Genomic DNA, 12,900 nt, shown 5'->3' with positions numbered 1-12,900 from the left:
CTTACGCGAGCGGCCCCGATCAGTCGGGTCGGGGCCGCTCGGTGTTGCTTGGCTACAGCGAGCGGTAGAAGTCTTTCGCTTCGATCTTCTTCTCGATGAGCTTGACCTCGAGCATCAGGTCAACCATGTCCTGGAAGCCAGATGGGTCGAACTCGGTCACGTAGCGCGGCAGCTTCATGTTGGCTGCGGTGTTGGCGTCCATGGAAGTGTGGTTCGGCATGGTTGCCTCCGCGACCCCGCTGGGATCCTCCTCGATGTCGGCGACGCCCTTCGCGATGGCCTCGCGGAAGGCCTTGATCGCGTCGGAACGCTCGTCAAGCGTGTCCTCTGACGTCGCGAAGAGGCCCTGCGGACCGTTCTGCACAGCGAGGGGTCGCAGTTCGAGTGTCTTGCGAATCTCGCTGAGGGTCGGCTCGGTTATGAACGCGGCATCGACGTCACCCGCTGACAGCGCGCTGGCCATGTTCGACTGCGGCAGCTCCACATACTGCACGCCCTCGGGGTCCTGGTTTGCATCGAGAAGTTCGCCCCGGGCGAAGATGTCGCCGATGGACTTAAGGGATGGCGTCGCCATTTTCTTGCCGATCAAGCCCTCGAGGTCGTCGATGGGCGAGTCCTCGAGCACATAGATCGCCGCTTCGTAGTCATCCACGCCCTCGATACCCAGGGCAGCAATGGTGACGGGAAGACCTCCAGCCTTCGCTGAGATGAGGGTCGGGACCGAGACGAGCGCGACATCCGTGCTCTGGGAGACGAGGGAGTTGACCGCCGTCGCACCATTGGCGGCAGGGACGAGCTCAACCTCGAGCCCCAGGTCATCGAAGTATCCATTGTCAATTGCGACGAATACCGGCAGGGAGTCAGCAACGGGCGGGATCGACACGGTGATCTTGCCGAGCGAGCCCGAGCTCTCATCGGAACTCGCCTCCTGCTCCGGCGAACATGCTGAAAGCGTCAGGCCGACAGCGGCGGCGGCCATGATGGCGGTGAAGCGTGTGACTCGTTTCATCGGTTTCCTTGTTTTCTCTTGGGTGTTGCCTTGGGGTCAGAGGGCGGTTGCAACCGTGCCGGTCTTGGTCTCAACGAGACCTCCCGGAGCCGCGCTGCGGATCAGTCGAGCAACTTCGCCTCGGAGCTGCACGAAGCGGGGATCCTCGCGGGAACCGATCTGGTCTCGCGGCGTCGGCAACGGGATCGGCACGCTCGACGTCACGACGGTAGGTGCCTTGCTGAGCGAGAGAACACGGCTGCTGAGGTAGACGCTCTCGTCGACATCGTGCGTGACGAAGAGGATCGTCATATCGAACTGGTCGCGGACCCGCAGAAGCAGGTCTTCGAGCTCGGAACGAGTTTGGGCATCCACCGAGGCGAACGGTTCGTCCATCAGCAGGAGCTGCGGCTGCATGGCGAGTGCGCGCGCGATTGCGACGCGTTGTTGCATCCCGCCGGAGAGTTGCCACGGGTATCGGTTCGCAGACTTCTCCAGACCGACGGCGGCGAGGGACTCCCGTACGCGCTTCGCCCGCTCCTCCTTCGAAACGACGCCGAGCAATGGAAACTCGACGTTCGCGCCCACCTTGCGCCAGGGGAACAAGGAGCCGCGATAGTCCTGGAACACCATCGCGAGGCCTTTGGGAACCCCATTGATCGGGGTGCCGTTCAGAGCGACTGTGCCCGACGTCGGCTGCAGCAGGCCCGAAAGGGACCGAAGCAGGGTCGTCTTTCCGCATCCGGAGGGACCGACGATGGAGACGAACTCACCCTGTTCCACGACGAAGGAGATGCCGTCGAGTACGAGTTGTTCGCCTTCGTCTGTTTTGTAGAGGTGCCGAAGCTCATCGACGGCGAGAAGCGGTTGGTTCACGATGTTTTCTCCCATCAGGCAACTACTGCCTTGTAAAGCCGATGCCAGCGGAGGATCACGCCTTCCAATAGCGTCAGCAGGATGTTGGCCAGGTACCCAAGCACGGAGAGTGCGAGGATGAACGCCCACATCTCTACGAACTGGAAGGAGCGCTGCGACTGGGTGAGCCCGAACCCGATTCCCTCTGCGGCGGCGACAAGCTCCGCTGCCACGAGGAGGATGATGCCGAGCCCTGTTGCGACTCGAACTCCGGCGAAGATGCCGGTGGCCGAAGCAGGCAGGATCACGTGGAACAGGGTGGACACCCGCGACCGGCGGGACACGATGGCCGTGTCAAGGAAGGATTCCGGCACCTGCCTCACGGCGCTGAAGGTGTTGAACAGCACCGGCCAGACGGAACCGAACGCGATGAGCGCAATGCGCATCGAGTCGCCGGTGCCGAGCAGCACGAGGGCCATCGGCAGGAGCACGGGACCGGGGAGTGCCCGCATGAAATGCAGGATTGGCTCGATGAGTTCTGCCACGACGCGCATCCGACCGATGAGAACGCCGAGGACGATGCCGATCGTGATGGCATAGAAGAGGCCGATCAGCAGGCGCTGCAGGCTCGACATGACGTCTCGATGGAAAGTGTCCGTGACGATACCGGCGCCGAGACCTGCCGAGAACCAGAGTTCGTACGCCTTGGCCAGGATCTCTGATGGCGGTGGGAAGTAGAGGGAGTCGCTTGTCGCCGCGGCCACCTGCCAGGCCAGGATTAGGAGTACGGCGACGCCCCACCCAAGCAGTGCTCGCGTCTTCGGTGACGTCCAGTCGATGTTCATTAGTTTTCCCCTCGACGCGCCCAGGCCGCGTACTTGCGATCGAGCAGCGCAACAATGGCATTCACGACCACTCCGAGCGCTCCGGCAATGAGCACGCCGGCCGTGACCGAGAGCATTCCGCCGGGCAACATGCTCTGCTGCAGCAGCCAACTTCCGATGCCCCTCGTGCTCCCGCCGATGAATTCGGCGCCAACACAGAGGATGAGCGCGATCGATACCGTGATGCGCACGCCAGTGATTACCGAGGGAAGCGATGAGGGCCATACGACACGTCGGATGATGGTCCACTTGTCCCAGCCGAAGGATGCGCCGGTCGCCTTCGCCACCGACTCTGTCGAGTGCACTCCATGAATCGTGTTGGTCAGCATCGGCCATACACAGCCGAGGGCGACGATCGTGGCCTTCATCTCAACGCCCTGCCCTGCAACAAGCACCATGAGCGGCACGAAGGCGATGGGCGGTAGGGGCCTCAGAAGCTCAACGACCGTCGAGGTCAGGGCAAACAGCCGCTCGGAGATGCCAAGGAGGAGGCCGAGAGGAACAGCGATCAGGAAGGCGATGCCTAGGCCGAGAAAGGCGACCCCCACAGTGCTGCCAACGTGCCCCAGGAACTGAGCGTCAGTGAGCAGGCCACCGGCAGTGACGAGCGCGTCGATCGCCGACGGGAGGTAGTTGCGGGGCAGCATCTCGAATTGCACGACGATCTGCCAGAGCACAAGGAACCCCAGGGTTCCGAGCACGCCGAACAGGACGCTGCGCTGCTTCTTCAGCTGGACGAGTTTCGGTGAGCGCAAGGCTGGGCGACTCGTGACCCGTGCCTCCGTCACCGTGTTCATCACTGTCACCTGCTCCTCCGACTCCCAGCCGATGACAGCCCACCCCTTCTGGGGCAGATAAGCGTCATCGCTAACCTCTGGTGCCCCAGTCTGCGTTCAAAGGGCATGTTAGTCGAATGCTTTTCGCGTTGGTTCCCATGTCTGTTTGGGTATGCTCCCGGCCTCGCCGGAACTCGGGACAGCCGGCTGGACTGGGTCCGAAGCTCGAAAGGCTACGCCGAGAGGTTCCACCAGAGGATGAGCAGCATCGTCACGAGGAAGCCGCAGGCGAAGTTGAGCGCGAGGAACTTGCGCCAGCCGCGGTTGGCGGTCTCGGCCGTGGCATCCGTCACGTTCCAGAAGGGTGAGCACGCCCACACGTAGGGGAGGGCGAGCACGGCGGCGAGCGCGCCCGGCCATCCGGTGAAGAGCAGCAGGATGCCCGCCGCGAGGTACAGACAGATGGCGAGCCGTGTCGTGGCGCGGGCGCCGAAGACGGTCGCGATGGAGGCGATTCCTCCCTCCCGATCGGCGATCACGTCTTGCACTGCACCGAATGCGTGACTCGCCATCCCCCAGAGGAAGAACGCGGCCAGGATCAGCCACAGCGCGGGCGTGAACTCCGCCCCCGCGAGCACGAGCCCGTAGAGCGCGGGCGAGACGAAGTGGGTGCTGGAGGTCAGGGAGTCGAGGATGGGGCGTTCCTTGAAGCGGAGGCCCTTCGCCGAGTACGCGATGACGGCGAAGATGCTGACCGCGAGCACGAGCCAGGAGAGGGGTCCGCCGACCGCGACGAGATAGATCAGGAACGGGATGTTCGTGAGCGCCGCGGCCCACAGCGTCGGCGTATGCAGCGACGGATCGAGGAGTGCACCCTCGATGCCACCCTTGCGCGGGTTCGCGAGATCGGACTCGTAGTCGAAGACGTCGTTGATGCCGTACATGGCGAGGTTGTACGGGATGAGGAAGTAGATCGTGCCGACGATGAGCACCGCATCGACCTCGCGCGTCGTCAGCAGGTAGGCGGCCGCGAAGGGGAACGCCGTGTTGATCCAGCTGAGCGGCCGCGACGACAGGATGAGCGTCTTGAGTGCGGTCACGCGCGACCCCGTTCGGCGTCGGATGCGGCGGTGTCGGATGCTGCGCGCTCGGGCGCGGTGGCTCCGGATGTCGCGGGCTCGGCGTTCGCACGCGCGCCCCGCCGCGCAAGCAGATGCCACAGCGACGGCAGCAGCACGACCGCCGCGATCGCGTAGGCGAAGTCCTCCAGGGGCGCGAGCCCCAGGAAGGCACCCGAGATGCGGTCATCGTTGTAGCCGAACAGGTCGACCGCGATCATGACGTTGTCGAAGACGGCCGTCAACGCGAGCACCGCGATGGCCGCGAGGCCGAGCGAGCGCCACTGTGGCGAGCGCCGGGCGAGCAGGGCAGCGGATGCCACGAGCACGACGACCGCGAGGAACACCGCGTTGAGCGCCCAGTAGGTCATCGCGCGCTATCCATCCCGGGCTTCGATACAGTCCTGGCGGGCTTGCTCAACCCGCTGGCCCGGGGGGTTGAGTAGCGACGAAGGAGCGCATCGAAACCGCCATACGCGACCATCGTCACGTAGCAGAGCAACGCGAGGAAGAAGAGTTCCTCTATCGGCATCTCGGGGGCGATCTCGATGCCGGTCATCCACGGGCTGTTGCCGCGGTAGAAGATGTCGAGGCTGATGCCCGCGAAGTCCCAGATCACGAAGAAGACGATGCCGATCGCCATGACGATGGTGGCGCGACGCCAGTCCCGCCAGAAGAAGAGCGTGAAGCGGCGGTCGAGGAGCGTCATGCAGAAGAGCGAGACGATGAGCGCGGCGAGATAGGCAAGGTGCATCAGGGCTCCTCGGTTTCGACAGGCTCTGCCCGCGACGTTTCGACAGGCTCTACCGGCGGCGGCTCCGGCAGGGCCTCCGTCGAGGTGTCGCCGCGCAGCCGCTTGAGCACGAGCTCCGCGCTGATGAGGCACATCGGCAGGCCGATACCCGGGATGCTCGAGCTGCCCGCGTAGAGGAGCCCGCGCACATGCTTGCTCACGTTGGCCCCGCGGAAGAAGGCGCTCTGCTTGAGCGTGTGCGCCGGCCCGAGGGCGGAACCCTTCCACACGTTGAGGTCGGCCGCGAAGTCGGCGGGCCCCACAGTGCGACGCACGACGATGCGGGAGGCAAGGTCGGGGATGCCCGTCCACGATGCGATCTGCTCGATCACGCGGTCACCGAGTTCGTTGAGTTCCGTCAAGGTGGGGTCGGCGGGGATGGGCACGAGCACGAAGACGTTCGAGTGACCCGCGGGCGCGACATCCGGGTCCACACCGGAGGGCTTGCAGACGTAGAGACTTGGCACGTCCGGAATCTCGGGATTGTCACCGAAGATCGCATCGAAGTTCTCGCGCCAGTCCCGCGCGAAGAGCAGTGTGTGGTGTTCGAGTTGCGGCAGCTCGCCCTCGACGCCGAGGTAGAGCAGCATGGCGCCCGGGCCGGCGACGCGCTTCTCCCAGTACTCGGCGGGGTAGGTCTGGAGTTCGCGCGGCAGCAGGCGAGTCTCGGAATGGTGCAGGTCTGCTGTCGAGACCACCAGGTCGGCGTCGAGCACCTCACCGTTCTCGAGCTCGACGCCGATCGCGACACCACCCGAGGTGAGGATGCGCGCGACGGGCGCCGAGGTGCGGATCTCGGCACCGGCATCCGCTGCGACGGCCGCGATCCGCTCGATCACCTTCGTGAATCCGCCGCGCGGGTAGTACACGCCATCGGTCATGTCGAGGTGGCTCATGAGGTGGTACATGCTCGGCGTATCGAAGGGCGAGGAGCCGAGGAAGACCGCCGGGTAGCCGAGGATCTGCTGCAGGCGCGGGTCGCGGGTGACGGATGCCGCGTGCGAGTCGAGCGAGCGCAGCAGCAGCCGCGCCAGCTTGGGCAGGCGGGCCAGCACGTCTGGCGTGAGGAGGGGCCGGAACGACTCGAAGGTCGAGTAGAGGAAGCGCCGCTTGGCCATCTCGTAGGTGTCGGCCGCCGAGTCGAGGTAGCGGGCGAGGCGCCGCCCCGCCCCCGGCTCGATCGAGTCGAACAGTTCGATATTGGCCGAGCGCGAGGAGGTGATCGCGATGGGCTCCGCGACGTCTTCGAAGAAGACGCGGTAGCCCGGGTCCAGCTTGACGAGGTCGAGCTGCTCGGCGGAGGAAGTGCCCATGAGCCGGAAGAAGTGGTCGAACACTTCGGGCATGAGGTACCAGGAGGGGCCCGTGTCGAAGCGGAAGCCGTCAACCTCGAGGAGGCCAGCGCGGCCGCCGACGGCGGGCTGCTTCTCGAGCAGCGTCACCGAGTGCCCCTCCCGGGCGAGGAGGCCGGCGGTCGCGAGCCCCGTGATGCCGCCGCCGATGACGATGACGCGCTGCGGTTCAGACGAGGAGCTCATGCGCGAGGCATCCGTCCCGCTGCGGCGGCCGCGGCCAGGCGCACCTTGACGGGGGTCGGCACGCTCAGTCGGGCGGCCAGGATGTCACGAGCGGGGGTGGCCCGCAGGCGTCGGGCGAGCTCGGCGAAGAGCGACTGCGCGAGGCACACAGCCTTGCGGCTGCCTGGTGGAAGCAGGGGCAGGGCGGCGCGGGACACCCTCAGGTCGGAGTCGATGTCATCCAGGATGCGCGTCTTGTCGTCCTCGCTGAAGGTCTCGACATCCACGTCGGGAAAGTAGCTGCGGCCGAGCGCCTGGTAGTCGTCGGCGAGGTCGCGGAGGAAGTTGACCTTCTGGAACGCGGCGCCGAGCGCGCGGGCGCCCGCCTGCAGTTCGAGCATCTGCTCATCGCTGCGCGAATGCCCGACGAGGAAGGCGCGCAGGCACATGAGCCCGATGACCTCGGCCGAGCCGTAGACGTAGCGCGTGAAGCTCTCGGGGTCGTGCACGGCCTGTTCGAGGTCGGCGCGCATGGAGGCGAAGAAGGGTGCCGTGAGCTCCCGCCCGAAGCCGACCTCGCGGGCCGTGCGGGCGAAGGCGTGCACGATGGGGTTGGTGCAGTAGCCCCGCTCGAGCGCCAGGTCGGTCTGGGCCTCCAGCTCGTCGAGCGCGACGGCGGCCTGCTCGGGGGTCAGCCCCGCGTCATCGGATGCCCCGTCGACGACCTCATCCGCGACCCGCACGAGCGCGTAGATGTTGGCGACGTGTCGCCGCACGGCCGGCTCGAGCAGGCGGGAGGCGGCGCCGAAGGAGGTCGAGTACTCGCGGATGACGAGGGCAGCGGCCCGCTCGCAGACCCGCGTGTAGATGTCGAGGCGCTGCAGGGAGGTGTTGCTCAACGGCCCCTCCTCAGCACGATGTCGATGACGGGTTCGAGCTCACGGCGCAGCGACTCCGGCACTTCGGGGCGGGCCAGCACCGCCCTGGCACGGTTGACGTGCTGGGCGAGGAGGTCCTCGGCGTAGGCGCGGGCACCGCTCTGCTCCAGCTTGGCACGCAGTGCCTGCGCATCCGCCTCCGACAGTTCGGCGGAACCGAACAGCGGCGCCATCTCGGCCCACGCCGCCGTCGCCGCCGCGTGGGCGACGAGCACCGTGCGCTTGCCCTCGCGCAGGTCGCTCGTGTTCGACTTGCCGGTCTCCTCGGTGTCGCCGAAGACCCCGAGGAGGTCGTCGACGATCTGATAGGCCGTGCCGACCTCGCGGCCGAAGTCGCCCATCGCCTGGATGACGGAGTCCGGGGCACCAGCGAGCACGGCGCCCGCCTTGAGGGGCACCTCGAAGGAGTAGACCGCCGTCTTGAGCCGTGCCATCGACAGGATGTTGTCGACCGTCGGAATGAGGATCGCACCCGAGTAGTCGAGGTCGAGGAGTTCGCCCGCCGCGCTCGCGAAGAGCGCCTCGTCCATGAGGTCGAGGAGTCGACCGCGCCGCGCCTCGTCGACGCCGCTGCGATCGACGAGCCGGTAGGCGTAGAAGAGAGCGAGGTCGCCGGCGACGACCGCGGCGCTCAGACCCCGATGCTCGGCATCCTGCTCCGACACTCCCGCGGCACGGGCCCGGTCGCGGTAGGTGCCCGAGATGTTGGGCTTGCCGCGGCGCACAAAGTCGCGGTCGATGACGTCGTCGTGCACGATCAGGGCGGTGTGCAGCAGCTCAAATGCGGCACCGACCCAGGGCACGGCGCCGGCGGCGTCATCGTTCGGGCCGCCGAAGCCGTCGAATGCGGCGATGACCATCCGCGGGCGGAACAGCTTGCCGCCCGTCGTATTGCGGCGGAGCTCCCGCCACAACTCCACATACTGCGGGCCGTACGCAGCAGCGCGAGCGCCGGAGGCATCGAAGAACTCCTCGAGGGCGTCGACCACGGCGCGATAGCGAAGGGCGCCTCCGAGCGCCTGCTCATCAGGATGGGGCAGACTACGCAGCATGGATGCCTCCCCCGAACTGGTCGTGTTGCTGGCGGATGACGGCACCCGCGTCGGCACTGCGGAGAAGGCCACCGTGCACACGAGCGAGACCCCGCTGCACCTCGCATTCTCCTGCCACCTCTACAACGACACCGGCGAGGTGCTCGTCACGCGGCGGGCGCTCGGCAAGGCGACCTGGCCCGGCGTGTGGACGAACAGCTTCTGCGGACATCCCGGGCCCGACGAGGGCTTCGAGGAGGCCATCGTGCGCCGTGCGGGCAGGGAACTTGGGGCGAACGTGGTCGAGGTCGAGCCCGTGCTGCCCGACTTTCGCTACCGGGCGGTTGATGCATCCGGGGTCGTGGAGAACGAGGTGTGCCCCGTCTACCGCGCGAGGATCGTGGGCGGGCTCGACCCGGCCGCCGACGAGATCGCCGAGCACGCGTGGGTGAGCCCCGAGGCGCTCGTCGCGGCGGTGCGGGCCACGCCATTCGCGTTCAGCCCGTGGCTCGTGATGCAGGTGGAGCAGTGGCCTGGGGCGTGACGCGTGCCTGTCGACGGTGTCACGCATCCGGGCTCCTCTCGCCTGGCATGCCGGCCGGGCCGGCGCCCGACGGAATGCTCCCACGGTAAACGTGCACGACCTTCCTGAGATAGTCCGTGATGACGTCTTGTTCCTCTTGCGTGTAGTCGCGGATGACGGCGTCGATGCCCATGATCATCGGCATGAGGTGCTGGAAGGCGCGCGCGACTGACTCGCGGGCGGGCACGACGCTGACCGCACGCCGGTCGGTGGGGTGGCGTTCGCGGGTGACGTGGCCGACCTTGGTGAGGCGGTCGATGACGACGGTGGATGCCGCGGTGCTGATGCCGAGGGCACGCGCGAGTTCGGTCGGGCTCGACGGACCGTACTGGATGAGGTGTTCCATGGCCTGCAGGTCTGTCTGGTTGACCGTGAGTTCCCGCGCGAGTGATCGCTCGAAGTCGTCACTGAGTTGAATCACCTCTCGCAGGAGGTTCGTGCTCTCGTGCACGGAACCGAAGTCGGGTCTCGCGTTCATGCAGGTATCTTATCTTCTAGATTGCTAAATAATCTAGCAATCCAAGCGTTTAGGTATATAGTTTCCTCGGCATCCGATGACGCAGGCCGATCACGCAACCACAGACAACAAGGGAAGAGGCCATGAAGGCACTCAGGCACTTCATCACGTCGGCGCGCACGTCATGGATCGTGCTCGTCGTCGCCGCACTCGCGAGCGCCGCGCTGCTCGCCTTCGGCGCCAAGAGCGACGGCGGAGCACCGGCGACCGGCCTGCCCGAGAGCGCCGAATCGGCGAAGGTGGCCGCGCTGCAGGAAGACCTGCCCGGCGCCGACGAGAGCTCCGCCCTCATCGTGTTCACGCGCGACGACGACGAGCTCACCGACGACGACATGGCCGCCATCATGGAGCGCTCGCAGGAACTCATCGAGTTCTCCTCGAGCGAGTTCCTCCCGCCCGCGACCGCCTCTGAAGACGGCACCGCGGCACTCCTCCCCGTTCCCCTCGACGTGATCGACGACGTCGGCGAACGCGCCGACCGGGCCGCAGACATCCGCTCGACGGCCAATGACGGGCTGCCCGAGGGCCTCGCCGCCTACATGACGGGCGGCGAAGGCTTCGCGGTCGACCTCGCGGGCGTCTTCGCCGGCGCGAACTTCACGCTCCTCGGCACGACCGTCATCGTCGTCGCCATCCTGCTGATCGTCACCTACCGCAGCCCCTGGCTCTGGCTCGTGCCCCTCGCGGTCGTCGGCCTCGCCGACACGGTCGCGGCCGTCATCGCCAACATGGTGGCCTCCGCGCTTGATGTAGAACTGGATGCCTCGATCACCGGCATCCTCTCGGTGCTCGTCTTCGGCGCGGGCACCAACTACGCCCTCCTCCTGATCGCCCGATACCGTGACGAGCTGCGCATCCATGAGGACCGGCGAGAAGCCATGCGCATCGCCCTCAAGGGTGCCGGGCCCGCCATCCTCGCCTCCGGCGGCACCGTCGCCCTCAGCCTCGCGACCCTGATCTTCGCCGAGCTGACCGGCAATCGTGCCCTCGGCATCGCGTGCGCCGCCGGCATCGTCGTCGCGATGGTGTTCGCCCTCATCGTGCTTCCGGCCGCGCTCGTACTCTTCGACCGCAGGCTCTTCTGGCCCTACGTGCCCAAGGTCACGTCGGAAGACCGTCTCGCGCGGGGCTTCTGGTTCCGCCTCGGCACGCTCGTCTCGAAGCGTCCCGCGATCGTCGCCGTCATCGGTATCGCGATCCTGGCTGGCCTCGCGACGGCCGTGCCCGGCGTCAAGGTCGGGCTCGCGCAGACCGAGCGCTTCACGTCGACCCCGGAGGCCGTCGTCGGCCAGGAGATCATCGCCGAGGCCTTCTCGGCGGGCAGCGGTTCCCCCGCGATCGTGATCGCCAACGCGGATGCCGCGGAGCAGGTCGTCGAGGCGGCGCTCGAGATCGACGGGGTCGACAGCGCCCGCATCGTCGACTCCAACGACGAGATCGCCGAGGTCAACGTGCAGTTCAATGTCGCCGCCGAGACGGAGGAAGCCTTCGCGCTCGTCGAGGAGCTCCGCACCGAGCTCGACTCCGTGGAGGGCGCGGATGCGCTCGTGGGCGGCATCGACGCCGAGAGCCTCGACCAGGCCGCGGCACAGGAGCGTGACGAGATGCTCGTCATCCCGCTCATCCTCGTGGTCGTGTTCGTCGTGCTCGTGCTGTTGCTGCGCTCGCTGCTCGCCCCGATCATCCTGCTGCTGACCGTCGTCGGCTCGTTCTTCGCGAGCGTCGGGGCGTCGTGGCTGCTCTTCCAGTCGGTCTTCGACTTCCCCGCACTCGACACCTCGGTGCTGCTGTTCAGCTTCCTGTTCCTCGTCGCGCTCGGGGTCGACTACAACATCTTCCTCGTCACCAGGGCGAAGGAGGAGGCCGAGAAGCTCGGCACACGCCGCGGCATGGTGCGGGCGCTCTCCGCGACGGGCGGGGTGATCACGAGCGCGGGCATCCTGCTCGCCGCCGTCTTCGCCGTGCTCGGCGTGCTGCCCCTCATCACGCTCACCCAGATCGGCATCATCGTCTGCGTCGGCGTGCTCATCGACACGCTCCTCGTGCGCACCGTCATCGTGCCCGCCTTCGCCTTCATGCTGGGCGACTGGTTCTGGTGGCCCCGCCACGGACGGATGCGCCAGCACAGCGCGGCCGAGCCGGCACCCGTCGAGGACTCGGCCGAGGCGATCGCCGAGGCCGAGGAGCGGGTCGAGGCGCGAAGCTAGGTCGAGAGCAGGTCCAGGACCCGCGTCTCCGCACCCGCCGCTTCGAGCCGGGTGGCGGCGGCGCGGGCCGCTCGCCCGTAGGGTGCTGACGACCCTGAGATGAGGGATCGAGAGTTGGCCGTCTCGACGAGCGCCGTCAGCTCGAAGGCAAGCTGCTCGGCGTCGGAGCAGTTCGGCAGCTCACCCGCCGCGATGGCATGGTCGATCGTGCGAATGAAGTATGAGTCCCGATCGGCGATGGCGCGGGCGATCTCGTCTCGCACAGGGCCGGGATGAGAGTCGAACTCTGCCGAGACGGCGAGGAAGAAACATCCGCCATCAAAGACCCGCTGCTCGGAGTAGTCGAGCCAGGCGCGCACGAGCCGAGCGACGCGGGCCGCGCCCTTTGGGTGCGCCCGCACGGGGTCGATCACCACGTCCATGAAGAGCGCGCGCGCCGCCTCGATCGTGGTGAGCTGCAGTTGCTCTTTGGACCCGAATAGGGCGGCGACTCCGCTCTTGCTTGCCTCGACTTCGCTCGCGAGGCGAGCGATCGAGAGGCCCTCGAGACCGTCCGTCGACGCAATCTGCATCGCGCGCTCCAGCACCGCGCGTCGCGAACGATCTCCGCGAAGTCGCCGTCCGTCGGACTTCCCCGTTTTCATGGTTTAAGTGTACGCTCGTCCGTGTTGTTTTATATGTACGGTCGTTCGT

At 66.8% G+C, this 12,900-nt stretch carries 14 protein-coding genes; 2 read left to right on the top strand and 12 right to left on the bottom strand.

Annotated elements, in window-relative coordinates; translation table 11 throughout:
* Window positions 1–52 precede the first annotated feature (52 nt).
* The 10 genes from ACIQK7_RS05590 to ACIQK7_RS05545 form a co-directional block, all read right to left on the bottom strand.
* Window positions 53–1,009, bottom strand: a complete 957-nt coding sequence (locus ACIQK7_RS05590; RefSeq protein ID WP_403022075.1) for an ABC transporter substrate-binding protein — start codon at window positions 1,007–1,009, stop codon at window positions 53–55.
* Between the two features lie 36 nt (window positions 1,010–1,045).
* Window positions 1,046–1,864 (bottom strand): ABC transporter ATP-binding protein, encoded by an 819-nt coding sequence (locus tag ACIQK7_RS05585; protein ID WP_403022073.1) that lies wholly within the window; start codon window positions 1,862–1,864, stop codon window positions 1,046–1,048.
* A 14-nt stretch (window positions 1,865–1,878) separates the two neighbouring features.
* Window positions 1,879–2,688, bottom strand: a complete 810-nt coding sequence (locus ACIQK7_RS05580; protein WP_403022071.1) for an ABC transporter permease — start codon at window positions 2,686–2,688, stop codon at window positions 1,879–1,881.
* A complete protein-coding gene (locus ACIQK7_RS05575) occupies window positions 2,688–3,524 on the bottom strand; it encodes an ABC transporter permease (RefSeq protein WP_403022069.1) in 837 nt (278 codons plus the stop codon). Before ACIQK7_RS05575 ends, ACIQK7_RS05580 begins: the two co-directional genes overlap by 1 nt.
* A 212-nt stretch (window positions 3,525–3,736) precedes the next feature.
* A complete protein-coding gene (locus ACIQK7_RS05570) occupies window positions 3,737–4,603 on the bottom strand; it encodes a prenyltransferase (RefSeq protein WP_403022067.1) in 867 nt (288 codons plus the stop codon).
* Window positions 4,600–4,992: a lycopene cyclase domain-containing protein gene (locus tag ACIQK7_RS05565; protein WP_403022066.1), complete on the bottom strand. Its 393-nt coding sequence runs from the start codon at window positions 4,990–4,992 to the stop codon at window positions 4,600–4,602. The genes ACIQK7_RS05570 and ACIQK7_RS05565 overlap by 4 nt, the downstream gene beginning before the upstream one ends.
* Window positions 4,989–5,375, bottom strand: a complete 387-nt coding sequence (locus ACIQK7_RS05560; protein WP_325209917.1) for a lycopene cyclase domain-containing protein — start codon at window positions 5,373–5,375, stop codon at window positions 4,989–4,991. The genes ACIQK7_RS05565 and ACIQK7_RS05560 overlap by 4 nt, the downstream gene beginning before the upstream one ends.
* Entirely contained in the window at window positions 5,375–6,952 is a 1,578-nt protein-coding gene (crtI, locus tag ACIQK7_RS05555) for a phytoene desaturase family protein (protein ID WP_403022064.1), read from the bottom strand. The genes ACIQK7_RS05560 and crtI overlap by 1 nt, the downstream gene beginning before the upstream one ends.
* Window positions 6,949–7,830 carry a phytoene/squalene synthase family protein gene (locus ACIQK7_RS05550; RefSeq protein ID WP_403022062.1) on the bottom strand — a complete coding sequence of 294 codons (882 nt, stop codon included), beginning with the start codon at window positions 7,828–7,830 and terminating at the stop codon, window positions 6,949–6,951. Before ACIQK7_RS05550 ends, crtI begins: the two co-directional genes overlap by 4 nt.
* Window positions 7,827–8,921 (bottom strand): polyprenyl synthetase family protein, encoded by a 1,095-nt coding sequence (locus ACIQK7_RS05545; protein WP_403022060.1) that lies wholly within the window; start codon window positions 8,919–8,921, stop codon window positions 7,827–7,829. The genes ACIQK7_RS05550 and ACIQK7_RS05545 overlap by 4 nt, the downstream gene beginning before the upstream one ends.
* On the opposite strand from ACIQK7_RS05545, the gene idi reads away from it, so the two are divergent.
* Complete coding sequence (idi, locus tag ACIQK7_RS05540) at window positions 8,920–9,444, top strand: isopentenyl-diphosphate Delta-isomerase (protein WP_403022058.1); 525 nt, start codon at window positions 8,920–8,922, stop codon at window positions 9,442–9,444. The genes ACIQK7_RS05545 and idi overlap by 2 nt on opposite strands.
* Before the next feature lie 19 nt (window positions 9,445–9,463).
* Here idi and ACIQK7_RS05535 read toward each other — a convergent pair whose 3' ends face one another.
* Entirely contained in the window at window positions 9,464–9,961 is a 498-nt protein-coding gene (locus ACIQK7_RS05535) for a MarR family winged helix-turn-helix transcriptional regulator (RefSeq protein ID WP_403022057.1), read from the bottom strand.
* Between the two features lie 122 nt (window positions 9,962–10,083).
* On the opposite strand from ACIQK7_RS05535, the gene ACIQK7_RS05530 reads away from it, so the two are divergent.
* On the top strand, window positions 10,084–12,207 hold the full coding sequence (locus ACIQK7_RS05530) for an MMPL family transporter (RefSeq protein WP_403022055.1): 2,124 nt from the start codon (window positions 10,084–10,086) through the stop codon (window positions 12,205–12,207).
* Here the strand turns inward: ACIQK7_RS05530 and ACIQK7_RS05525 are convergent.
* Window positions 12,204–12,851 (bottom strand): TetR/AcrR family transcriptional regulator, encoded by a 648-nt coding sequence (locus ACIQK7_RS05525; protein WP_403022053.1) that lies wholly within the window; start codon window positions 12,849–12,851, stop codon window positions 12,204–12,206. The two genes, ACIQK7_RS05530 and ACIQK7_RS05525, sit on opposite strands and share 4 nt — an antisense overlap.
* Window positions 12,852–12,900 lie beyond the last annotated feature (49 nt).

This window comes from Salinibacterium sp. GXW1014 (assembly GCF_044769865.1).
Classification (GTDB): domain Bacteria; phylum Actinomycetota; class Actinomycetes; order Actinomycetales; family Microbacteriaceae; genus Homoserinimonas.
Note: the sequence above shows the minus strand (reverse complement) of the source record. Positions and strands in the feature narration are given on the sequence as shown.

Excerpts from the sequence above, each read along its gene's own strand:
- ACIQK7_RS05590 (WP_403022075.1), bottom strand. The coding sequence starts at position 1,009 with ATGAAACGAGTCACACGCTTCACCGCCATCATGGCCGCCGCCGCTGTC.
- ACIQK7_RS05535 (WP_403022057.1), bottom strand. The coding sequence starts at position 9,961 with ATGAACGCGAGACCCGACTTCGGTTCCGTGCACGAGAGCACGAACCTC.
- ACIQK7_RS05580 (WP_403022071.1), bottom strand. The coding sequence starts at position 2,688 with ATGAACATCGACTGGACGTCACCGAAGACGCGAGCACTGCTTGGGTGG.
- ACIQK7_RS05565 (WP_403022066.1), bottom strand. The coding sequence starts at position 4,992 with ATGACCTACTGGGCGCTCAACGCGGTGTTCCTCGCGGTCGTCGTGCTC.
- ACIQK7_RS05525 (WP_403022053.1), bottom strand. The coding sequence starts at position 12,851 with ATGAAAACGGGGAAGTCCGACGGACGGCGACTTCGCGGAGATCGTTCG.
- crtI (WP_403022064.1), bottom strand. The coding sequence starts at position 6,952 with ATGAGCTCCTCGTCTGAACCGCAGCGCGTCATCGTCATCGGCGGCGGC.
- ACIQK7_RS05545 (WP_403022060.1), bottom strand. The coding sequence starts at position 8,921 with ATGCTGCGTAGTCTGCCCCATCCTGATGAGCAGGCGCTCGGAGGCGCC.
- idi (WP_403022058.1), top strand. The coding sequence starts at position 8,920 with ATGGATGCCTCCCCCGAACTGGTCGTGTTGCTGGCGGATGACGGCACC.
- ACIQK7_RS05560 (WP_325209917.1), bottom strand. The coding sequence starts at position 5,375 with ATGCACCTTGCCTATCTCGCCGCGCTCATCGTCTCGCTCTTCTGCATG.
- ACIQK7_RS05530 (WP_403022055.1), top strand. The coding sequence starts at position 10,084 with ATGAAGGCACTCAGGCACTTCATCACGTCGGCGCGCACGTCATGGATC.
- ACIQK7_RS05575 (WP_403022069.1), bottom strand. The coding sequence starts at position 3,524 with ATGAACACGGTGACGGAGGCACGGGTCACGAGTCGCCCAGCCTTGCGC.